The sequence below is a fragment of the Bacillus sp. OTU530 genome (assembly GCF_038440375.1).
This window is the reverse complement of the sequence record NZ_JASATP010000054.1, coordinates 1-24137: the sequence shown is the minus strand read 5'-3', so window position 1 is coordinate 24137 and position 24137 is coordinate 1. Positions and strand designations below refer to the sequence as shown.

General features: G+C 39.6%; 20 protein-coding genes and 1 pseudogene. 4 read left to right on the top strand and 17 right to left on the bottom strand.

Going from position 1 to position 24137, the window contains the following annotated elements:
* Positions 1 to 145 precede the first annotated feature (145 nt).
* The 17 genes and pseudogenes from AAHB12_RS26060 to AAHB12_RS25980 all read right to left on the bottom strand — a co-directional run bounded on the left by AAHB12_RS26060 (position 146) and on the right by AAHB12_RS25980 (position 20073).
* On the bottom strand, positions 146 to 406 hold the full coding sequence (locus AAHB12_RS26060) for an HPr family phosphocarrier protein (protein WP_342048102.1): 261 nt from the start codon (positions 404 to 406) through the stop codon (positions 146 to 148).
* A 1217-nt stretch (positions 407 to 1623) separates the two neighbouring features.
* Positions 1624 to 2643: a LacI family DNA-binding transcriptional regulator gene (locus AAHB12_RS26055; protein WP_342048100.1), complete on the bottom strand. Its 1020-nt coding sequence runs from the start codon at positions 2641 to 2643 to the stop codon at positions 1624 to 1626.
* Between the two features lie 481 nt (positions 2644 to 3124).
* A complete protein-coding gene (locus AAHB12_RS26050) occupies positions 3125 to 4528 on the bottom strand; it encodes a sugar porter family MFS transporter (protein WP_342048098.1) in 1404 nt (467 codons plus the stop codon).
* 930 nt (positions 4529 to 5458) lie between these two features.
* Positions 5459 to 6322 (bottom strand): sugar phosphate isomerase/epimerase family protein, encoded by an 864-nt coding sequence (locus AAHB12_RS26045; RefSeq protein ID WP_342048096.1) that lies wholly within the window; start codon positions 6320 to 6322, stop codon positions 5459 to 5461.
* Between the two features lie 161 nt (positions 6323 to 6483).
* Positions 6484 to 7500: a Gfo/Idh/MocA family protein gene (locus AAHB12_RS26040; RefSeq protein WP_342048095.1), complete on the bottom strand. Its 1017-nt coding sequence runs from the start codon at positions 7498 to 7500 to the stop codon at positions 6484 to 6486.
* 57 nt (positions 7501 to 7557) lie between these two features.
* The gene (locus AAHB12_RS26035; RefSeq protein ID WP_342048093.1) at positions 7558 to 8967 is read right to left on the bottom strand and encodes a sugar porter family MFS transporter; all 1410 of its coding nucleotides are present in this window, start codon (positions 8965 to 8967) and stop codon (positions 7558 to 7560) included.
* Positions 8968 to 9066: 99 nt separating this feature from the next.
* Positions 9067 to 9255, bottom strand: a pseudogene (locus AAHB12_RS26030) (myo-inosose-2 dehydratase); the annotation flags it as partial.
* A 105-nt stretch (positions 9256 to 9360) separates the two neighbouring features.
* A complete protein-coding gene (iolD, locus tag AAHB12_RS26025) occupies positions 9361 to 11277 on the bottom strand; it encodes a 3D-(3,5/4)-trihydroxycyclohexane-1,2-dione acylhydrolase (decyclizing) (protein ID WP_342048115.1) in 1917 nt (638 codons plus the stop codon).
* Positions 11278 to 11291: 14 nt separating this feature from the next.
* A complete protein-coding gene (gene iolC / locus AAHB12_RS26020; protein WP_342048092.1) occupies positions 11292 to 12284 on the bottom strand; it encodes a 5-dehydro-2-deoxygluconokinase in 993 nt (330 codons plus the stop codon).
* Positions 12285 to 12305: 21 nt separating this feature from the next.
* Positions 12306 to 13130 (bottom strand): 5-deoxy-glucuronate isomerase, encoded by an 825-nt coding sequence (gene iolB, locus AAHB12_RS26015; RefSeq protein ID WP_342048091.1) that lies wholly within the window; start codon positions 13128 to 13130, stop codon positions 12306 to 12308.
* Between the two features lie 156 nt (positions 13131 to 13286).
* Positions 13287 to 14750: a methylmalonate-semialdehyde dehydrogenase gene (gene iolA, locus AAHB12_RS26010; RefSeq protein WP_342048090.1), complete on the bottom strand. Its 1464-nt coding sequence runs from the start codon at positions 14748 to 14750 to the stop codon at positions 13287 to 13289.
* 113 nt (positions 14751 to 14863) lie between these two features.
* The gene (locus tag AAHB12_RS26005; RefSeq protein WP_342048087.1) at positions 14864 to 15253 is read right to left on the bottom strand and encodes a tautomerase family protein; all 390 of its coding nucleotides are present in this window, start codon (positions 15251 to 15253) and stop codon (positions 14864 to 14866) included.
* A gap of 625 nt (positions 15254 to 15878) precedes the next feature.
* The gene (locus AAHB12_RS26000; RefSeq protein WP_342048086.1) at positions 15879 to 16139 is read right to left on the bottom strand and encodes an HPr family phosphocarrier protein; all 261 of its coding nucleotides are present in this window, start codon (positions 16137 to 16139) and stop codon (positions 15879 to 15881) included.
* 179 nt (positions 16140 to 16318) lie between these two features.
* On the bottom strand, positions 16319 to 16645 hold the full coding sequence (locus AAHB12_RS25995; RefSeq protein WP_129731922.1) for a hypothetical protein: 327 nt from the start codon (positions 16643 to 16645) through the stop codon (positions 16319 to 16321).
* A gap of 310 nt (positions 16646 to 16955) precedes the next feature.
* Positions 16956 to 17957 (bottom strand): 5-dehydro-2-deoxygluconokinase, encoded by a 1002-nt coding sequence (gene iolC / locus AAHB12_RS25990; protein WP_342048083.1) that lies wholly within the window; start codon positions 17955 to 17957, stop codon positions 16956 to 16958.
* Between the two features lie 130 nt (positions 17958 to 18087).
* Positions 18088 to 19560 (bottom strand): methylmalonate-semialdehyde dehydrogenase, encoded by a 1473-nt coding sequence (gene iolA, locus AAHB12_RS25985; protein WP_342048081.1) that lies wholly within the window; start codon positions 19558 to 19560, stop codon positions 18088 to 18090.
* Positions 19561 to 19704: 144 nt separating this feature from the next.
* The gene (locus tag AAHB12_RS25980; protein ID WP_342048080.1) at positions 19705 to 20073 is read right to left on the bottom strand and encodes a tautomerase family protein; all 369 of its coding nucleotides are present in this window, start codon (positions 20071 to 20073) and stop codon (positions 19705 to 19707) included.
* 762 nt (positions 20074 to 20835) lie between these two features.
* On the opposite strand from AAHB12_RS25980, the gene AAHB12_RS25975 reads away from it, so the two are divergent.
* From AAHB12_RS25975 to AAHB12_RS25960, 4 genes are all read left to right on the top strand, one after another.
* Positions 20836 to 22401, top strand: coding sequence for a spore germination protein (locus AAHB12_RS25975; RefSeq protein ID WP_342048079.1), 1566 nt, complete (start codon positions 20836 to 20838; stop codon positions 22399 to 22401).
* Positions 22402 to 22422: 21 nt separating this feature from the next.
* Complete coding sequence (locus AAHB12_RS25970; RefSeq protein ID WP_342048078.1) at positions 22423 to 23580, top strand: Ger(x)C family spore germination protein; 1158 nt, start codon at positions 22423 to 22425, stop codon at positions 23578 to 23580.
* A 71-nt stretch (positions 23581 to 23651) separates the two neighbouring features.
* Positions 23652 to 23885 carry a hypothetical protein gene (locus AAHB12_RS25965; protein ID WP_129731779.1) on the top strand — a complete coding sequence of 78 codons (234 nt, stop codon included), beginning with the start codon at positions 23652 to 23654 and terminating at the stop codon, positions 23883 to 23885.
* Positions 23886 to 23918: 33 nt separating this feature from the next.
* On the top strand, positions 23919 to 24137 hold a 219-nt coding region (locus AAHB12_RS25960; RefSeq protein ID WP_342048076.1), incomplete at its 3' end, for a GerAB/ArcD/ProY family transporter.

Here is a 24137-nt window from a genome sequence, read left to right as displayed (position 1 = left end):
TTGTTGCATCTCTTCATTCAGTTCTAGTTGAAACTACACATTTCTCATCAGAACATGCCGTCCTACCTTCTTTTTCTATCAGCCATATTATTGATTAAACCGGAAGTTACCGGGTTAGCCTGCCGATATAAGTGCTGTAATATGTTTAGCTCTCCCTTCCAGAAAGAAACCTTTCTAGAGCTGCAACGGCCTCTTGTTCATCGCTTCCATTTGCAAGCAGGGTAATTTCTTCTCCATTTCTAATGGCTAAGGTCATTACCCCCATAATACTTTTCCCAGGTGTTACCCTCTCATTTTTAATAATATTTATCTCACTGTTAAAGGAAGTTGATTTTTTTACAAATTGACTTGCATATCGAGCCTGAAGACCAGGCTGGAGTTGGATAACAACTTTTCTTTCTATCATGAAACATCCATCCTCTCTTTCCTTTATTAATATGGTATATATAGCCGATATTAAATAATTGAATGTTTAATACCAAAGCTTTGGATACGATTTTTTTGAAAACTTATCCTCTAATTCTCATTACACTCTCGCTTATGTCGAATTCGTTTCTAGCTGGAAATTTATACTTTCCTATAGTAAAAAAAGGAAAACTTCACTAACAGGTAAAGTCTGTCTAAAATAAAGCAGAACTCATCTATAAACTGTTCGAAATCATATTATAACTCATAAATTAACAGGTTATATAGGTTCCTAATAGTTATCTAATCGCTCGTTATTTCATAAAATGAAAATATATTAATTTTAAGAAACATTACCTGCTACATTACTTTTTCTCCACCTTATTTTGTATAAAATGTAACCGTATTCTTTATCTATTCTTTATCGGGTTATCGATTACCCTGAGTTGTCTTTAGTCTATCCTATAAGCCATAATATTTCAATGACTTTTTTCCAAAAAAATTTATATTCAAATCATTTTTATAATTATAGCTCTATAACTCTGTAGAGATGGTTGAAAGTGCCCCTTTGTATATATGTACCTCTCCTTAGTTGATATCATCGAGTTCCTGATATCTCGAATTATGATTTTTATCCCTTACCACTCTTGCGAAGTTGATAGAAAGCGCACTCTAAAAAGAACTAAGCATAGGCAAACTGCCTATGCTTAGTTCTTTTTAGAGTGCAGGATACCCCGACTTCAAGGAATGTGAAGGGCAAAGCCCAATGAGTAAGTCGGGAGGAATGCACGATTTTGCGTAGCAAAACCCTTCCTGCACATCCTCCTTTGTGGTATATTTTGGATAGGAGAAAACCGTTAGGCGAAATTTCGCTAAAGGCACTCTTTTCGTTCTTTGACAACCTAAGATATGAGGTTGGTTGCAGGAATCTCGTTGCAACCGTAAAATCTTAGACGTAACTCGTCTGTCCAGTATGTGTGGAAATATGAGTACTGCTACTGGACAAAGCCGCTGCGTAGCGGTTGCTGCTTGAGTATGGCTCTTGCAGTAGGGCGACTGTCAACACGCCCATGATGCAGAGGACACTCGAAGGTAGGAGGTCTTAGACCGTCGGTACTGCTGATTACTCGCAAGCCCCCACTTCAAGCGAAGCTAAGTGGTGGGTAGATTCAACTGCCGCTTGCAGTGGGGAAATCCCCTGCTGATAGAAGTTGAATTCTATATCGATTCTCTTTCATTAAGTCTTGCTGTTGACTGACGAATAACAAGTTCTGGGAGCAAAGAGATACGTTGTCTCGTGTTATCCTTTTGTTCAATTTGTTGAATTAAGAGCCCCATCGCCTTTCTTCCCATTTCATGTATCGGTATATCTATAGAAGATAACTGAGGTTCTACAACCTTGCACATCACAGCATTATCAAACCCTATAATAGATAATTCTTCTGGTATCTTAATCCCTAGCTCCTTTGCTGCCATAATAGCGCCAATAGCTAATATATCATTACACCCAAAAATTGCCGTAGGCCTTTGTCTATTAGTAAGCAACTCTCTAGCACACAGCCGGGCTCCTTCAATTGTCGGGTCAGTAGTTGTCATGACTAAGTTTTTATCTACCTCTATTCCCGCATTTATTAAAGCTTTTTCGTATCCCCTTGGGCGCTCTGCTCCACTTGCTGTTCCTTCCTCTGCGATAATTCCAATTCTACAGTGTCCTAGAGACAACAAATGCTCAGTGGCAACATAACCGCCTAAATAATCATCGCCGGCCACACTGCCTACTGGAAGTTCTGGTCGATGAAAAGCAATAAATACTAGTGGGATTTCCTCCTCAATTAACTGTCTCAAAACCGGTTCATTTTTAAAGAAAGAAGCAATAATAAATCCGTCAACACGTTTCTGCTTTAGTAATGTAATATGCTTAGCTTCCTTTTCAGGGTCACTTCCGGTACTGCACATGACAACACTAAAGCCCAACTCTTGCCCGTATTCCTCTATATATTTTAAATATTGGGCATATATAGGGTTCGCTGCGTCAGGAATTAATAATGCGATAGTATAAGTGGATTTTCCCTTCATTGCCGAAGCTAATACATTGGGCTGATAGTGACGCTTATCTATAATCGCCGTAATCTTTTTTCTCGTTTTTTCACTGATCCGTCCCTTATTATTAATTACCTTAGAAACGGTAGTAGCAGATACCCCCGCTTCCCTTGCAATATCATAAATGGTTAGCTTCATTTCTCCACTCTCTTTCAACTGATATATATTTTCTTCTAATAATGGAACATCCTATTTCTCCCAATTCCGGTTACTTGTCTACCTGACTAAGTATATCATAGGTTCTTTACACCGTAAGAAAGTATAAATTTCTAGTCGGAAGCCAACTCGACGTAGCGAGAAATTTTAAGAATACAGTATAAGCAGGGCTCGCCAATCGGCGAGTTTTCTTTAAGTGGAAGCTTCGTTTCTATGAGTCCACTCTCTCCACACTTCACAGCAAGGCTTTGAAACGTGAAAAGACCACAAAAGCTTTCCTTAAAGAGAAATCCTTTGCGGTCTTTTCATCTGTTTCCATACCTTTTTCAGGTATGACTACTAATATGTCGCTGGTTTATAGTCAGATTGCAACTATCCTTAATTTTTCTCACCAGGACCCGTCAATTCCCACTACACCACTTTTTAAGGATTTATTACTGTATGTCCCTTAGCTTTACTTTGACTAAGCCTCAATCTGATTTAAAGATTCCTGAGCATCTTGGCCATTGTGATTACGGAATTGTTGTTCTAGCTGCTCAAGTGTAAGCCCTTTCGTTTCTGGCAAGAATTTATGCACAAATGTAATTGCTCCAATTCCTAGAGCTACGAAAACGAAGAATGTCGTGGACAAACCGACCTTCTCAAGCAATACTGGGAACACCAAACCGATAAGGAAGTTCACTATCCAAAGGCAGAACACAGTAACACCCATACCAAGACCGCGTAATCGTAGCGGGAATATTTCTGAGAGCATAAGCCATGTTACAGGTGAAATAGCTCCCTGTTGGAAGGCAAGGAATGTAACTGTTAAAGCAAGCACAACATATGGAAGTGCTGGAGATCCTTCAAGCACATTTGAGAATATCCCAATAAGAAGAAGCGCTATCGTAGTTCCTACCAAACCAGTTATTAACATTGGTCGACGGCCCATTTTTCCAAGGAGCCAAATCCCAACAATAGTTGCCAAAACTGAAATGGCACCGTTTGCAATATTACCGATAAGTGCAGCCTCTGTTGCAAAGCCGGCATCTTTAAGGATTTCAGTACCGTAATACATAATCGAGTTAACGCCTGTAATTTGCTGTACAATAGCAATTCCAATTCCTAAAAATACAATACGACGCACCCATGGCACATTCAGGTCTTTAAACGTTGCTTTCTTCATTCCCTCTTCTTGAGCGGAAGCTGCTTGAATTTCAAGCAATTCTGATTTAGCACGCTTCTCCTCACGAATCTTTTGGAGAACTTTCAAAGCCTCTGCATTTTTCCCTTTTGCTACAAGCCAACGCGGGCTCTCAGGCACTCTAATCATCCCAAAGAATAGAAAGATAGCTGGAAGTGCTGCTATAGCTAGCATGTAACGCCAAATATGCGAGTTGTCGCCCATTGTATTACCAAGAATGGCATTGAAAACAAACGCTAATAACTGTCCGCTAACAATCATTAGTTCATTTTGCGTAACCATGCGGCCACGGCTCTCTGCAGGTGACATTTCCGCTAAAAAGGTCGGAACTGTTACAGATGCTCCCCCTACAGCAAGTCCTAGCAAGAAACGGCAAAGAATCATAACCTCAACATTCGGAGCAAGCGTACATCCAAGCGTTGAAATAAAGAACAATACTGCAAGAAACAGAATGCTTTTACGACGACCGTTATAATCTGCTAATCGGCCACCGAATACTGCGCCTAATGCTGCACCAAAAAGAAGTGAACTCGCAACAAGACCTTCCGTAAGTGAGTTAAGACCAAGTGCTTCAGACATATAAGGCAAGGCACCATTGATAACGCCTGTATCGTATCCGAAGAGCAGTCCTCCGAAAGTCGAGACTAGGATAATCGTACGTAAAAATGAATTTTGGTTCCCCATAGAAATTCCTCCTTCTCCTTCCTTGATTTAAGAAAAGATTAATAATGCGCTATCTGTATATCTTTAAATTTAATGAAGCATAGTACAATGGCAGGGCCACGAATACATTTTATTTAAGCCCCAACTAAACATCCTATTGCTTTTAGCTTCATATATAACTCCCTTAGTACCATACCATAGACAGAAAAAAATAAATCTATGGCCTGTTGAATATCACATTTTTGGCTTTACAAAGGCGAATACATATAAATAATAGTGCATCTTTCATAACAGATCGTTACTCATTCGCCTGAATACCCTCTTCTCCTACAATCACCTTAAACCCCAAGATATAACGCTTACATTTTATCATTATTAGTAACTTTATATCTTTCCTATAAAAGCGAATAAACAATAGCTGCAACACATGTTATTATTGTTATTCCAAAGCTCTCTTTTGAACAATCAAGGATTATCGATCCCCCTTATTAAGAAATAAAATGTGAACATCCAGCAAAAAAACCCAACTTTTTTGTCAACATTTCGCTACTTTCATGCAAAAAACCAATTAAAAACGCTTTCAAATCCAACTTCACTAGGGTTATCGATTTCCTTCGTTGTCTTCATTTTATCCTGTACTTTATAAAATTTCAACACATTTTTTCGAAAGTTTTCTAAATACTCAAACGGGGCGTATCTCATAAATAGAAGTAAACGTAGGCACAATCTTCAGGAGTTTGAAACTATCCCTCCGATAGTACTTCGAAATTGTTCACCAAGCATGCGTAACCCTCCAACTAATGTGTACTTGTTTGTAGACATAAATCGGGACACCTATCCCTACAGTACTGCCAGGATAGGTGTCCCGATTTCATTGTTTTATACATTTCTTTAATTTGAAATATTTATGTGAGCTTTGCAACATAATTAACCATACAAAGGTGATAATATTTAGATATTTAATCCCTCTTTAATGGATTTCAGCGTTACTTCGTTGGACCATTCTGGTTTATCAGGGTAAGTGAATACTGAGTTTGTTACAATTCCATCAAATTTCATTTCTCTTAATTTCCGATATAATGCTTCAAAGTTTACTTCCCCTTCACCAGGGTTCAAATGCTGATGAATTGTTACGTTTGCATCAGGAGGATTTATAATATATCGTAATCCAAATGCTGCTCTATGATTAAAAGTATCGGCAATTAGAACATGAGCCAGTAAATCTCCTGCTTCTTCTAAGTGTTTCTCTACATCGCCAATCCCATCATCATAATAGAAAGCATGTGCAACAGAATATACCAGCTTAATCCAATCTTTATCTAATGCACGAATCATTCGAATGGCTTCTATATTTAACTCAATAAAATCATTCGGATGAGATTGTAAATTAAGTTTAATGCCCTCTCTTTCAAAAATTGGCAATAGCTCTTCCATTGATTTAACAAAAGCAGCCTCACTTTCAAGCGGACGGCTTTTGTCGCCGGCAAATTCACTGTTCATTAAATCCACTCCTAGGTCAGAAGTGATTTCAATACAACGTTTCCAATTTCTCACTGCAGCTTGACGTGCTTCTTCATTTGGTGAAGACCATTGTTGAACAGGAAGTACAGAAGAGATTTTAACACCGGCATCTGAACAATATCTTTTTAAATCTTTTATCAGCTGTCTATCAACCTTTGGATATTCATAAAACCAAATGAAATCTTTACGCGGAGATAACTCCACATATTCATACCCTAATCGAGCAACTGCCTCAATTGTATCTTTTAAATTTGTATTATCACGATAATGTGATGGATCGTATGCTAAACGCATTGTAAACTTCCCCTTTCTTTGGTTGTTTGGATGTAATTGTTATCCACTGCATATTCGACTTAGTGTTCTTCTACAGGTTTGGAATATTTATTTTAATTTTGCTACACAAGCAAATTTGTTAATTGCTAATTTTCAGACTGTTTCAGCCACTTATGTTTCGTTTAATTTTTATAAAAGTCGGGTTTATCTGCTAATACGACAAACTCTTTTTCTCCTGTTTGCTGCGATTTCACACAAGCATCTGCTGTTACAGCTGCAATGTAGCCATCCCATGACGTTGGACCATTAGGTTCACCTGTGTTCTTAATGGAGTCCATGAAGTCTTGTAATTCTTTGTCATACGCAGCAATAAAGCGCTGCTTCCAATCCATTAGGATGCTTGTACCAAATTGTGCTTCCTTACGAGTGGCAATACCAGAGAATTCCGGAAGGTACGCAACGCCTTCTTCACCAATAACCTCACATTGAATGTCGTAGCCGTACTTGCAGTTTACAAATACCTCTGCAGTAATGATAATACCGCTGTTTGTTTCTAGTGTAATCAGCTGCGGATCTTGCAAGTGAGCTGCCGCATGCTTTGTTTTCTTTGGAAATACTACTTGTACAGATTTATAATCATCGTTGATTAACCAGTGCAAAACATCAATCTCATGAACCAGCGTATCATTAATCGCCATATCTGTAGTATAGTTATCACCCACTTCTGGGTTTCTATGTACGCAGCGAATCATCAATGGTTCACCGATATAATTGCTATCAATTGCCTCTTTTAACTGCACATAACCGATGTCATAACGGCGCATAAATCCAACCTGAACTAAACGTTTGCCATGTTTCATTTCTGCTTCCACAATTCTCATGCAGCCTTCTGCTGTGGTTGCTAAAGGTTTTTCGCAGAATACATATTTTCCAGCCTCAATTGCAGCCAATACACTTTGTTCATGCGCAGGACCCCAGCTTGTTACGAGTACAGCATCCACATTTGCATCAGCTACAAGCGCCTTATCATCCGGATATATAGCAGCATCTAAACGAAATTGCTCTACAGCACTCTTTGCAGATTCCTGATTCACATCAGTGACAGCAACAATTTTTCCTCCGGATAAATTATTTGTGATTCTTTTAATATGCTCTCTGCCAATTGCACCGGTTCCTATCACACCGATTTTTAAAGTCATGCTGGGTTTCCTCCTAATTTGTTTATTTGTGGCTGATAATCCTGAAATTCATTTTATTTAAGCATCAACAAGCTTATCTGGATAGTCCTCATTATAGGTACGGAATTTATGTTCTAACTGCTCAAGAGTGAGCCCCTTGGTTTCCGGTAAGCATTTCTTAACGAATGTGATTGCTCCAAGTCCCAAGGCTACGAAAACGAAAAATGTTGCAGCTAAACCAACCTTATCAAGTAATATCGGAAACATTAAACCGATGAGAAAGTTTACTATCCAAAGGCAAAACACAGTAGCGCCCATACCAATGCCTCGTAAACGCAGCGGGAATATTTCCGAGAGCATGAGCCAGGTTACTGGTGAAATAGCTCCTTGCTGGAAAGCAAGAAAGGTGACTGTAAGGATCAAGACAACATACGGAAGTGCCGTAGATCCCTCAAGTACAAGCGAGAATACCCCAATAAGTAGTAGTGATATTGTAGTTCCAATTAGACCTGTCAGCAGCATTGGCTTACGGCCTACCTGACCAAGAAGCCAAATGCCGACGAAAGTTGCTAACACTGAAATTGCGCCATTGGCAATGTTACCGATAAGTGCTGCCTTCGTTTCAAAGCCAGCATCCTTAAGAATTTCAGTACCATAGTACATAATCGAGTTAACCCCTGTAATTTGCTGTACAACAGCAATTCCAACCCCAAGAAAGACAATGCGGCGTACCCATGCCACATTCAGATCTTTAAAAGTTGCTCTCTCTATCCCTTCTTCTTGGGTGCAAGCTACTTGAATTTCAATCAATTCCGATTTGGCACGCTTTGCCTCACGTATTTGTTGGAGAACTTGTAAGGCCTCCACATTTTTCCCTTTTGATACAAGCCAACGCGGACTCTCGGGTACTCTAAGCATTCCTAAGAACAGAAAGACCGCTGGAAGCGTTGCTATGACCAGCATATAACGCCAAACATGCGAGGTGTCACCCATTATGTTGCCAAGAATAGCATTAAAAATAAAAGCCAATAACTGTCCACTAACAATCATTAGCTCGTTCTGCGTAACCATTCGCCCCCGTTTCTCCGCAGGGGACATTTCTGCTAAGTAGGTCGGAACTGTTACAGATGCGCCCCCTACAGCAAGTCCCAGCAAGAAACGAAAGATAATCATAACAGTTACATTCGGAGCAAGAGTACATCCAAGTGTAGCAATAAAGAACAATACTGCAAGATACAGAATATTTTTACGGCGACCATTATCATCTGACAGTCGGCCGCCAAACATCGCGCCGAGCGCAGCTCCAAAGAGAAGGGAGCTCGCAACAAGACCTTCAGTAAATGAGTTGAGATTGAGCTGATCCGCTTGAGCCATATAAGGTAAGGCACCGTTAATAACACCCGTGTCATATCCGAAGAGAAGTCCACCGAATGTTGAAACTAAAATAATGGTACGCAAAAATGAATATTGGCTCCCTTGTTTACTCATAGTAATTCCCTCCAATGCCCATCCAGATAATCCTATTCCTTTTTTTCTTTAAGAAGGGATAAGTAACTTTTCATCTATATACTTTCGGATCAATAAGGCCTATTCCAATGGATAAACCACAGAAGGATCCTGCTCAGATTTACTCACAATCCACCTCTTATAATTGTGATTCAACAGCTTGTTATAAGGCTTTGTAAAATCAATGCATCCATCTTCTGGTACTGTAAACATGCCAGATAAGAAGGATTGCAGGAACGATTTTCCTTCGTTCTTGCAATCATCCATCACGGTGTATGATCCGCACCGATTTCTGGTATACCCTCATTCCGCCAGCCGATCGGGGCAATTCCCCACAAAATATCTTGAGCACCCATTACCATCCACTTCTTATCATTAATACTGTTTGGCATTTTTAAGCTTTTGTTGTTTAAACTCATATGCCTTTTGAACGCCTTCCTGAGTGGACACTTCAGGCACTCCAAGATTCCACCAGCTGCCTTCATAACCAGCTGTCATCGTCTTTGGAAGTACCTTCATTTCGATCAAGGTAGATTTATCTTGTTTTTTTGCATCTTCCAGGGCTGCCTTGAGTTCTTCTACAGTGTTCGCACGGTATGCCTTAGCTCCATATGCTTCAGCTAATTTCGCATAATCAATATTTAAAATTTGATTATCTTCTGTTCTGAATTCACAATAGTAGCTGCCGTTTCCAAAATCCATTTGTAAATTATTGATACAGCCATATCCAGAATTATCGAAGAGAAGCACATTAATCTTTTTGTTGTATTGAAGAGCTGTAACAAGTTCAGAGTGCAGCATCAGGAAGCTGCCATCACCAACAATGGTGTATACTTCTTTTGCTGGATCAGCCAGCTTCACACCTAATGCACCTGATACCTCATATCCCATGCAGGAATAACCATATTCAACATGGTATGTGTTTGGCGTCTTTGAATGCCATAAGCGCTGCAGATCTCCCGGAAGTGAACCAGCTGAGCAAATAATGATGCTGTCAGGATCGATGGTGTCATTAATAGCAATCAATGCCGTTGTTTGTGGCAGCTCTGTGTTCAATACATCGGCATATTCATTTAATACTTCTTGTGAGAAGTGATTTTTAATTTCCGGATCAAAGTTCTCCCTGTTAAATACGACCTTACTTAAACGGTCTCGCTCCGCTAACCATTCTTCCTTTAATTCTGTAATGGTACCGCCAAACTCGCTTTGATACCCTTCCAGCATTGGAATTAATGCTTCCAAAGCTGACTTTGCATCTGCTACAACCGGAAATGCATCCCATTTATAAGCTTGCATACGACTCACGTTAATGTTCAAGAACTTTGCTGTTTCAAAATCAAAAATTGTTTTGGAAGAAGTTGCGAAATCGGTAAACCTTGTACCAATACCGATAATTAGATCAGCCTGTTGCGCTGCTTTATTCGCCGCTAATGTTCCAGTGATTCCTAAGCCGCCTAAATTGTTGCTGAACGAGGACTCAATAGTCGATTTACCAGCCTGCGTTTCTACTAATGGGATGTTATATCGTTGTGAAAATTCAATTAAAGCTTCGCGTGCTTCTGAATATTTAGCTCCACCGCCAACAACCACTACCGGTTTTTTACTCGCTTTAATTAATTGGGCTGCACCGTTTAATTCACGGTTATTTGGCAGTTTACGATCAATATAATGGACACGTTTTTCAAAGAACTTTTCATCATAATCAAATGCTTCCCCTTCTACATCCTGTGAAATACAAATGGTAGCCGGGCCTGCTTTCGTTGGATCCGTCATCACTTCAAAGGCCCGAATTAAGCTCGACATCAATTGCTCAGGGCGTGTAATACGGTCCCAATATCTTGATACTGGGCGAAATGCATCATTTGTCGTAATCGCAATACTATGCTCTTGTTCTAGTTGTTGCAGCACTGGATCTGGCTGACGTGTCGCATATGTATCAGCCGGCAGCAACAAGATTGGAATATTATTCGCAAGCGCTGTTCCTGCTGCCGTTACCAAGTTTGCAGAACCCGGTCCACTTGAAGTTGTAACAGCATATATTTTTTTGCGCAGCATTTGTTTGCTATAAGCAATGGCTGCATGCGCCATTCCTTGTTCATTTTTCCCTTGAATCACTTTTAAATGACCAGAATCTTGTTCAAGCGCCTGACCAATCCCGAGCACATTCCCATGACCAAAGATATTAAAAATACCTTCAACAAAAGGAAATTCTAGTCCATCCATGTGAACATATTGCTGATTGAGAAATTTAATCAAAGCTTGTGCTGTTGTTAATCTGATTGTTCTCATTATTTTCTCACCTCCAGCTAAATAGCTTCAATTACAGGCCTTTCAGCAATTAATTGCTCGATTTCTTCTACTGTTGGCATCGCCTCTGAAGAGCTATGCTTGCTTACAACAATAGAAGCTGACGCACTGCCATATTTTAAAGCAGTTTCAATATCTTTTCCGCTGATTAAAGCATATAAGAAAGCAGAAGCGTAGGAATCACCTGCACCAAACGTTTTTAATACCTGTGTCTTGTACGCGCGGCCTCTGAATGTTTCGCCTGATTTTGTGTAAGCATAGGATCCTTCTACACCGTGCTTAATAACAACCAATTTAGGAGAATGATTAAACAAGTGGCTGATTGTATCTTCGTTCTTTCCGCCTTCTTTGCTCTCCATCACATCATATTCATCACGTGTACCAATCACAACATCTGCTTGTTCTGCAACTAATGAACAGTACACAGCTGTTTCCTCAGGAGAATTCCAAGAGTACGGACGATAATCCAATTCAAATACAACTTTTACATCATTTCTTTTTGCTAGGCTGACTGCTTTTAACACTGCTTCGCGAGACGGGCTTTTAGATAAAGCTGTTCCGGAAACAAGCAAGATTTTAGATTGCTTGATATACTCTCCATTTACCTCTTCAGGTGCCAAATACAGATCCGCTACTTCTTGGCGATACATTAAGATGCTGCACTCTTCCGGGCTTTTAATTTCCGTAAATGCCAATCCTGTTTTGTGCCCTTCTTTGTCTACTACCATATTAGATGTATCAATGCCAACACCGCGCATATATTGCTCGATAAAGCGTCCATGCTGATCACCCGAAATTTTACCAATAAATCCGACTTTTAATCCCAACTTGGAACTGCCAATGGCAATATTTGCGGGTGAACCTCCTACATATTTTGTAAATGTCATCGTCTCTTCCATCGGACGGTTGTACTCTGTTGCATTTAAATCGATGCATGCACGACCAAGCGCAATAATGTCATATTCTCTTTCAGCAGTAAGTTCATATTTCATCTCGGATATCAACTCCCTATATTACTTGTGTTGGCGCTTTAGTATCCATTCATGATCTGGGTCATTATAGAATTTCCAAATACGTGTTGGTCCTGCCATTACATTTAAATAATAGGACGTATAGCCGTCAGGTACCCCAACTGGGTGATATCCTACCGGCACAAGAACGACATCACCGTTTTCAACTGTCATCGTTTCATCAAGAGAACGATCATCCGTATAAACTCGTTGGAAGACAAAGCCCTGCGGCGGATTCATTTCATGATAGTATGACTCTTCCAAAAATGACTCCTCCGGCAAGTTATCGCGGTCGTGTTTATGCGGCGGATAGCTGGACCAGTTTCCGCTTTCTGTGAACACTTCAACAACGAGCAGGCTGTTAGCAGTTGGATCTGAATCAGGCAAAATATTGTGTACAAGGCGTTTATTATTAAGAATTCCTCTCTGTTCAATGCCATTGTCTGAAGCTTTAATCAATCTCGTAGGCAGTTGTTTTTCAGAAGGTGAATAACATAATGCTACTCGGGCTTGGCTGATTCCCTCCACTTCAAAACGTCGATCATTTGATACATATACACTGTCTGTTGACACTTTTTCAAATACGCTTTCACGGGTACCTAAATTTTCAAATACTTCTTCACCATCTGTAACATTAATTTTTCCCGTCACGGCTACGATGCAGCATTCTTGCTTCTCTAATACTTCTGAGTACTTAGCGCCTGGAGCTAAATCAACTATTTTAAACCCAACATATTTTAATGGGGAATTTTCTGCTGTTACTTCTTGAGCAATAGTAACTCCTTGGGATATTTCGTTTTTTTCTGGTTTTCGGAGCAATTTACTCACGTTGCACCTCCTTATTGTCACGTTGAAAACGAACCTCCCTGCCATCTTTCGACCATGAGATGACAGACTGCTCTACAAATTTTTTTACACTGTAAGAAAGTATAAATTTCCAGCTAGTTATGTACTTAGGGACATATAACAGACCCTTTATTCAACTTATTCGAATTTAGGTGATGGGTAGCGTGCCGTTACAACTTTTTTACGTGTATAAAAATCAACACTATCTTTTCCATTAGCATGCAATGTTCCAAAAAACGAGGACTTCCATCCGGAGAATGGGAAAAACGCCATAGGGGCTGGTACACCTAGGTTAACCCCTAACATACCTGCATGAATATGTTCGCGGAAGTAACGAACAGATACAGCATTTGTTGTAAAGATACATGCACCATTAGCAAATTCTGATTTATTAGCAACCTCAATAGCTTCTTTTAGATTCTTCACACGCATGACTGATAGTACCGGAGCAAAGATTTCATCCTTCCAGATGGTCATATCCGTTGTAACATCCTCGAAAATAGTAGGTCCAATGAAAAACCCTTCTTCTAAAGCACATTCACGGCCGTCACATACAACCTTTGCTCCCTCTTCAATTCCTTTTTCGATATAACCGATTGTACGTTTTTTATTTTCTTCTCGAATCACTGGGCCAAGCAATATCCCATCATCTAAACCGTTACCCATTTTAATATTTCCTGTTCTCTCTTTCAACTTCGCTAAAAATTCATCAGCAATTCCTTCTTCTACCGTGACAACTGAGCACGCCATGCAGCGTTCACCCGCTGAACCAAATGCGGAAGAAATAATATTTGTGATCGTGTCATCCAAATCCGCATCATTTAAAACAATCGTATGATTTTTCGCACCTGTTAACGACTGAACACGTTTGAGATTCTCGCTGCCTCGTTTAAATACGTACTCGCCGACAGGCTTAGAACCAACAAAGGAAACGGCTCTCACTTCAGGGTGATCTAAAATACCGTTCACAACATCGTGCGCACCATGAACAATGTTGAACACACCTTTTGGAAGCCCTGCCTCTGTAAATAGCTCGACTAATTTTTCTGTTAAGAGCGGTGTTCTTTCAGATGGCTTTAGAATAAATGTATTACCTAGGGCAATTGCCATTGGGAACATCCAGCAAGGCACCATCATTGGGAAGTTAAATGGTGCAATTCCTCCGACAACTCCTATTGGGTATCGATAATTGGTTGCTTCAACATCTGTAGCAATGGAAGCTAATGAATCCCCCATCATTAAAGAAGGTGCTCCGGCAGCAAATTCAACATTCTCAATTCCGCGTTGCACTTCCCCGCGTGCCTCAGTCAGGCTTTTTCCATTTTCCATTGTGATAAGGTTAGCCAATTTCTCCTTATGCTTTGTTAGTAATTGTTGATAGTTAAACAGGATTCTTGCACGTCGCGGCACTGCAACCTTTTGCCATGTTTCAAATGCTTTTGCAGCAACCTCGATCGCATAGTCAATATCTTCTTTTGTTGAGATCGGAACTTGGGCAATTACTTCCTTTGTAGCTGGATTGTAAACATCCTCATATTTTGTTGTTTTGCTTTCAACCCACTCACCATTAATGTAATTTTTTAGCTTTACTGCTTGCGACATAGCTTCTACCTCCTTGGAAAATGTGTTTTTGTTTATTGTCAATCATTCTCAAAAACTTAGTTTACTTGGGTCTTTGTCTGAAAAATTCCCGCACTCCTTTTAACCAATTTCAGTTATAGTTTACCGGTCAAAAACTGGGCTTCTCCTAGTCCAAAACTCCAATCAGCATCCCCATTGGTAACAATAGAAACCATAATATCATTAGGCTCTATGCCGCAGCTTTCTCCAAGTTCTTGAACTAAAAGTTTATAAAAATTCTGCTTCTGTTCATCACTTCTTTGTTTACTGGTTACACTTACTACTACCAAGTTGTTACTTCTCTCAAAACCTAAACCAGTATCCTCTATAATTAGTTCATGAGCAGGATGCTGGTGAACGATTTGATAACGATCTCTTTCAGGTACACTGAAAGCTTTAGCCATTGCTCGATGAGAAGCATCTAATAGGTTTCTTAGTGACTCCTCGTCTCGCCCTTCTATCAAATCGAATCTTATTAACGGCATAAATGAATAACCTCCAAAATTAATTTAGTTACGCTAAGCCAATGGTGCGCGAGGTAAGGATAACTAACAACCATATAGTGCGTATAACCTAAACTTTTATACCTTTACAATCTGAATTCTAAGCAGGCTTCAGATATACCTAAAACTCACCCGAATCCAGATTATCAGGAAATAAGGGCAATCGATTATCTTACAACCAAAAACAAACACGTAATAAAGAAAACTCGCTGATTGGCGAGTCGGTAGGCGAAGACAGAGGCGTGACCTTACTTATACTGTATTCCTAAAATTTCCGACTACGTCGAATTGGCTTCTAGCCGGAAATTTATACTTTCCTACAGTGTAAAAACAAAAAGGGCAATTGCCAAAGCGGCAGCAAATTTTATGGAGAATGATATTAGAGATGGTGGGGTACTTATATTACTTTCGCGAAGGTTAGGCACTCCGGGTCAGGGGGCTTTGGTGGTAAAAAAACATAGGGACCAAAGCCGGATGGGCTGTTTCAGAAAAGGGGATTACAATTCTCGGACAAGCTCCATTGATAAACTTCTTTCCATCATTTAACATCCCCGTTCTCTGTTTATTATAAAAAACTACTCATTTACTCAATAGAAGTGCGATACGTTCAGCATCCCTTACTGGAAAGAAAACTTTCTAGGGTTACAATAGCATCTTGTTCGTCGCTTCCATTTGCAAGTAGGGTGATTTCTTCTCCCTTTCTAATGACTAAAGCCATCACCCCCATAATACCTTTCGCAGCTGCCATCCTTCCATTTTTAACAATGCTGATTTCACTATTAAAGGAAGATGATTTTTGTACAAATTGATTCGCATACCGAGCTTGAAGACCGTTCTGAAGCTGGATGACAACTTTTCTCTCCATCATGAAACATCTACCCTCTCTTTCCAGGATTATAAGGTATCTACATAACTGATATTAATAATTGAAAGTCTAAACCTGATTTATAGCCAATTTATTTCCTTACTAAAGTTCCTGTACGGTGTTTAAAAACACAGTACCTGTCGTAAGCATTCCCTAGTTATAAATAGGAAAAATGGCGGAAATCACACACATTCCATAACCCTATCAATTGGTTTTGATACAGAAACTAATTTTTTTATATCTTGCATCATGAAAACTGGAGTAGGGAAAAAACTAAGTTTACCTGAGGGTGTAATAATTCGCTTCCATTGGATTTCGCCCTCAATCTCGACTCTTTCCCCAACCATTAAAGAAACTTCTAGTTCTTCACTTAAAATGGGAAGAATCTTAATTCGATCTTCGCCTATCTGAACTCCATGTTCAGCCTCAAGAAAGAAGATAGAATCATTATTGTTATACCAAAGCTTTGGGTACGGTCTTTGTTTAAAAACTTCTCCTCTAATTCTCATCAAAATCTCCCCTGCTTAAGCTTATTAGTACTGTTATAAAAAAGGACAACTTCGCCAACAGGTAAAGTCTGTCCCAAATGAAGCGGAGCTCATATATAAGCTATTCGAAATGGCATTATAACTCACAAATTAACAGGTTATATGGGTTCCTATTTTTCTATTAGTATTGTTTGGCATTTTTAAGCTTTTGTTGTTTCAACTCATATGCTTTTTAAACACCTTCTTGATTTAGATACTTCAGGTACTCCAAAGTTCTACTAGCTGCCCTCGTAGCCGTCTGTCATTGTTCTCGGAAGCACCTTCATTTCAATTAGTTTGTCACTCCTACCTCGATGTAAGATCCTTCAGCAATTAATTGCTCAATTTCTTCCACTGTTGGCATTGCTTCGGAAGAGCTATGCTTGCTTACAACGATAGAAGCTGATGCACCGCCGTATTTTAAAGCTGTTTCAATCTCTTTGCCGCTGATTAAAGCATATAGGAACGCAGAAGCATAGGAATCACCTGCACCGAACGTTTTTAATACCTGTGTCTTGTATGCACGGCCTCTGAATGTTTCGCCTGATTTTGTGTAAGCATAGGATCCTTCTACACCGTGCTTAATAACAACCAATTCAGGGGAATGATTAAACAAGTAGCTGATTGTATCTTCGTTCTTTCCACCTTCTTTGCTCTCCATCACATCATATTCATCACGTGTACCAATCACGACATCTGCTTGTTCTGCAACTAATGAGCAATACACAGCTGTTTCCTCAGGAGAATTCCAAGAGTACGGACGGTAATCCAATTCAAATACGACTTTTACATCATTTCTTTTTGCTAAGCTAACTGCTTTTAACACTGCTTCACGAGATGGGCTTTTAGATAAAGCTGTTCCGGAAACAAGCAAGATTTTAGCTTGTTTGATATACTCTTCATTTACCTCTTCAGGTGCCAAATACAGATCCGCTACATCTTGGCGGTACATTAAGATGCTGCACTCTTCCGGGCTCTTAATTTCTGTAAATGCCAATCCTGTTTTGTGTCCTTCTTTGTCCACTACCATATTTGACGTGTCAATTCCAACACCGCGCATATATTGCTCGATAAAGCGGCCATGCTGGTCATCTGAAATTTTACCGATAAATCCAGCTTTTAAGCCTAGCTTAGAGCTGCCAATTGCGATATTCGCAGGTGAACCTCCAACATATTTGGAGAATGTCATTGTCTCTTCCATCGGACGATTGAATTCTGTTGCATTCAAATCAATGCATGCACGTCCAACTGCAATAATATCGTATGCTTTGTCTGTATTGAATTCGTATTTCATCTCCGATAACAACTCCTTTTTTATTATAAGCTCGCCCCATTACATGCTTAGCGCATATAATGGGGCAGCAGCTCAAACTTCCAGTCACGAGTTCTTTATTCATACTTTAAGGAACTCAGAACAACACTTTTTACTCAAATGTAGGTGCTGTGTAGCGTGCTGTTACTACTTTTTTACGTGTATAGAAATCAACACTGTCTTTTCCGTTCGCATGTAATGTTCCGAAGAAAGATGATTTCCATCCAGAGAATGGGAAGAATGCCATAGGAGCTGGTACACCTAAGTTAACTCCTAACATACCTGCATCGATATTTTCACGGAAGTAGCGAATAGATGAAGCATTTGTTGTAAAGATACAAGCACCGTTCGCAAACTCTGATTTATTAGCGATTTCAATCGCTTTTTTTAAGTTCTTCACACGCATAACAGATAATACTGGAGCAAAGATTTCTTCTTTCCAGATTGTCATTTCCGGTGTAACTTCATCAAAGATCGTCGGTCCAACAAAGAAGCCTTCCTCTAATGCACGTTCGCGGCCGTCACATACAACCTTTGCACCCTCTTCGATTCCTTTTTCGATATAACCAATTGTACGCTTCTTGTTATCTTCGCGAATCACTGGGCCAAGGAATACTCCATCATCGATACCGTTACCGATTTTAATATTCGCTGTTCTTTCTTTCAGCTTCGCCATGAATTCATCAGCGATTCCTTCTTCTACTGTAACAACTGAGCATGCCATGCAGCGCTCGCCTGCTGAACCAAATGCAGAAGCAACAACGTTTGTGATTGTGTCATCTAAATCTGCATCATTTAAAACAATTGTATGGTTTTTCGCACCTGTTAACGATTGAACACGTTTTAGGTTCTCACTGCCGCGTTTAAATACGTACTCACCAACTGGCTTAGATCCAACAAAGGAAATTGCTTTTACTTCAGGGTGATCTAGAATACCGTTTACAACATCATGCGCACCGTGAACCACGTTGAATACGCCGTTTGGAAGTCCTGCTTCTGTAAATAGCTCTACTAATTTTTCTGTTAAAAGTGGTGTTCTTTCAGATGGCTTTAAAACAAACGTATTACCTAACGCAATTGCCATCGGGAACATCCAGCAAGGTACCATCATTGGGAAGTTAAATGGTGCAATTCCGCCAACAACCCCAATTGGATAACGGTAGTTTGTTGCTTCAACATCCGTAGCAATGGAAGCTAATGAATCACCCATCATGAGAGAAGGTGCACCGGCAGCAAATTCAACATTCTCAATTCCGCGTTGTACTTCCCCACGTGCTTCAGAAAGGCTTTTTCCATTTTCCTTTGTGATCAATTGAGCCAATTCTTCTTTATGTTTAGTTAGTAATTGTTGATAGTTAAATAGGATTCTTGCACGTCGTGGTACTGCAACGTTTTGCCATTTTTTAAATGCTTTTGCAGCAACTTCGATCGCATAATCGATATCTTCTTTTGTTGAGTGTGGAACTTGAGCAATTACTTCTTTTGTAGCTGGATTGTAAACATCCTCATACTTCGTTGTGTTACTTTCAACCCACTCACCATTAATGTAGTTTTTCAATTTTACCGCTTTTACTGTTTCTACCATGTTTTCTTCCTCCTTAGAAAATTTGCTTTTGCTTCTGCTTCTATTGATTATCTAAACCACTTTAACAACCCATACGGGCAGGTCCTCACAAGAGAATTTCCGTATCTTTTTTATGAAATACGGTTATAATTTACCAGTTAAAAACTAGGCTTCTCCAAATCCAAAGCTCCAATCAGCATCTCCGTTGGTAACAATAGAAACCATAATATCATTAGGTTCTATTCCGCAGCTTTCCCCGAGCTCTTGAACCAAAAGCTGATAAAAATTCTGCTTTTGCTCCTCAGTTCTTTGCTTACTAGTTACACTGATAATTACTACATTTTCACTTCTCTCAAAACCTAAACCAGTATCCTCTATAATTAACTCATGAGCAGGATGCTGATGAACGATTTGATAACGATCTCTTTCCGGTACACCAAAAGCCTTAACCATTGCTCGGTGAGAAGCATCTAATAGACTTTTTAGTGACTCCTTGTCTCGCCCTTCTATTACATCAAATCTAATTAATGGCATAATAAATAACCTCCAAAGTTAATGTAGTTACATTAATCCAGTGATACCAGGTTTAAAATCCAGTTTGATACAATCTTTTCTAAAAAACTTTATATGATTTGTTAATAATGCAATCGATTACATAATCCTATGTTTTATATCCATGTAACATGAATTTCAAGTAGGACTCAGATATCAAAAGGACTGAATCACATTCAGATTATTAAGAATGAATGTAATCGATAGCAGTTCCTCGTTTTGCTTATCTTTATGCTACTCATTTCAAATCTCAATCATAAGTACCCAAAACTTAACCATATTTAAGTTTCCCAGAAGGAATAGTATCCTTGTTTTTACAAAATCCTGAGACAAACTTATTATATTTAGGTAATGTTTTGGATATGTTATGAGTTCATAATACTGTTAAAAACGTTTTCAGTCAATAAAAATTCTAAGATTTTTTCTATCCATTTGAGCCAACAATAGAAAAACCCCCCTAAGATAAGAGATTTATATACATAATTCATCTTTTTTCGTCAAAATTCTAAGCATTAAATGCCTGATTATCTATTTCAGATAATGATGAGTTTTAAACCAAATGCATATCCACACAAAAATATGGTTAATTATTGGGTAAGTTTTTAAAAAAATACTGGTTTCTGCGCAAAAACTTCAAGATATTTGCAGTCAATCTCTAAAATAAGAGAATTTGTTTATTTAAAGTTATTTATTTCAAAACTTCGGTAACAATAAAATAGAAATAATTAGGAAAGGGAGCTTCTTATGAAAAAAGGGCGGATTAAAATCGAGAAGTTTGCTCGTAGGTCTAATCAAAATCGAAACGAAACAAAGCTTACGAACACAGATACACAGCCCATCCCTATTTCTTTAAATTTGTCTGACAACCTGCAGCGAATCAAGGAAATTTTTTCTGATAATGATGATTTTGTTATCATTCACTGGCGCTACGGCCCAGAGATGAAATATACTGCATTTTCCATCTATTTCAAGACACTTATTCAACAAAAAGAGCTCAACTATATGAAAGAATCACTACAAGACCTGGTGACACACGAAGTAGGTCCAGGAACGATGATTACGCCTGAGGACGTGATGTCCTTTTTCGAGCGCAATGGTGCCTCCGCCAACTCTCACCGTCTTGTCGAAGATTTCGAGAAAGTCGTAGAGAAAGTAGTTTCCGGTCATCTCGTCATTTTTTTTAATCAATGGGACAAAGCGCTCTCCTATCAGGCGCTAGGCATTGAAATGAGACAGGTTACTGAACCGGTCACTGAGCCGGTTGTGAAAGGTCCGCGTGAAAGCACCATTGAAAATTTGGACAAAAATTTGGGCATGCTGCGAGTACGTCTGCAATCGCCACGATTTAAAATCAGAACCTTTTCACTGAAAGGGGAGACGAATACAAAGGTTGCTTACGGCTATTTAGATGGAATCATCAATCCTGACATACTGGCTGAATTTGAAAGACGTATTGGCAAGTTAAATGAAGGAGAGATCCTGGAAACCTCCTATATTGAGGAACTGATTGAAGATTCCACATATTCTCCGTTTCCACAATACCGGTATACCGAACGACCTGATACAGCTGTTGCGGCTTTGTTGGATGGAAAAATTGTAGTGCTGGTAAATGGGACAGGATCGATACTGATCTGCCCAAGTCGATTTGTAGAGTTATTGCAATCGAGTGAAGATTACTATCAGCGAACCGCTTATTCAAGTCTGATCCGTTTTCTGAGAATGGTTGCCTTCGGCATTGCCCTGACGCTCCCTAGTCTTTACATTGCTTTATCTACCTTTCATCCAGAGTTGATTCCAACCGTTCTGTTGCTGAGAATCCTTGATACCCGAGAAGACATTCCGTTTCCACCTTTCATCGAAGCATTTCTTATGATATTTGCTTTTGAATTACTGCGCGAAGCAGGGGTTCGGTTGCCACGTCCTGTCGGTGCTGCTGTTAGTATCGTTGGAGCGCTTGTCATAGGGGAAGCGGCAATCGAAGCAGGGATTGCTTCACCGATTATGGTAATTGTCGTCTCGTTGACTGGAATTTCATCTTTCGCTCTGCCACAGTACAATTTTGCCATCGCGTTACGCATTTTGCAGCTTCCGTTCATGTTGTTTGCAACTTTTTTAGGGGGATTTGGTTTAATGATTGCATTCATCTTGCTCTGGCTGCATTTAGTGAATTTACGTTCTTTGGGACAGCCTTATTTGACCCCTGTAGAACCATTCAGACCCGAACAGTGGCGGGATGTTATCATTCGCACTCCGCTAAAAAACGTGCTCCGCTCTCCTCGAAGACACCATATGCGCATGCGAACAAAATAAGTGATATCTACTCAAGAAAGAATGATTAAAATGAATAGATTTATCTGTATATGCTTGAGTTTCTCATTGCTATTGTTATTGACTGGATGTTTGGATGATTTACAACTAACCCGTAGAGCATTTGTCATGGGGATTGCTCTGGATGAAACGGAAGCAGGAAAAGTACTGTTAACCACACAGGTATACGTGCCCTCTCCTAAAGGTGAAAAAAAGAAAGGTAGCAAAGGCTATATCAACGTTAGAACAACTGGTGATACCGTTGCAAAAGCGATTCGGGATATTCCCATTCATCTTGGTCGCAAAACCCATTGGGGACATTTACGCTCCATTGTGATTAGCGAGAAATTGGCACGAAAAAAAAGGATGGCAGAAGTCCTGGAGCTTTTTTATCGGGATCATGAAACTCGAATTACATCATCCGTTTTGATTAGCAAAGGGAACGCCGCCGACTATCTGAAAAAGGAACCATGGATAGAAACAACAATGGGACAACAAATATTGGCAAATGAAGAATCGACAGCCGACTTCAGCAACAAAACAATAAAAACCAACCTGCTAACGCTGATTTTGCAGACGAGAAGCCAAGTAGGTAACAGTATCATCCCTCGCATTTATATAGAAGAACATGAATTCCCATCCATGGATGTAGCCGGAATTGTTCTTTTGAAAAAAAACAAAATGATTGGATATCTACCACCGGGAAACATCGAAGGTTTGCAAATTATTCGAAATGAATATCGAGGCGGGATGCTTCAAATACTCCCCTGCCAAACGCAGCCTGAAAAAATCGAAGTTGTTGAAGTCCTTTCCTCACAAACGACATTAAAACCTGTGATCAAAGACGATTCGCTAAACGTTCAAATAGCAAACAAAATGGAAGTTGTCTTACAGGAACTCAAGTGTTCGCGGATAGATGCACCAGAGAAAGAAAGAAAATTTGTGGAAAGGCTTGAACAAGCCTTGAAAAAGGAATTAAAGGAAACGGTTTCCTTGCTGCAAGAGAAACAATTTGACGCAATCGACTTGGGAAACAAAGTATACGCGAAAAATCCTACTTTATGGAAGCATTGGAAGAACAATTGGGATCAACGTTTTGCTGACAGCAATTTTGAGTTCGATGTGAAGATTCGAATTATCAACAGCGGAACGACAAACGGAAAACCTATGTTTTCCGAATAGACATCTCTGCTGTCTGAGTCGGCACGAGCAGTAGGATGAATCAGATAGCAGGGAGGATTTGAAAGAGAACGATGAAAATTGTGGTTCTGGTGATCATCTATATAGTCATTTTAGCTTATGATGTTCCCAAATTAAAGCAACGTGGCGGTAGAATCATTCTTGTTTACACTCTTTTGATGATAACTGCCTTGTATCAGAGTATTATTTTTGTATTCGACTTAGAATGGCCTTTTGTACATACAGCCTACGATGCCATTTTTGGAGATCTAGCCAGTCGGATCGTGGCATTTTTGAAAGTCCCTTAATAGCAGACTACGCACCGCTTGGAGGTGTATTCCGTGAAAGATCAACAACAGCTCAGCGCGGGCCAAATGTCCTTTTTATTTTTTACTTTTATTACAGGTTCTAATATCCTTACCATACCGGGACCGTTAATCGGATTTGCCCAAAACGGATCCTGGCTGTCCGTTTTGCTTTCGCTTGTGAACGGGATATTACTTTTGGCCGGCGTGATGTTTTTATACCGGAAATTTCCGCAATTTAACTTGATCGAATAT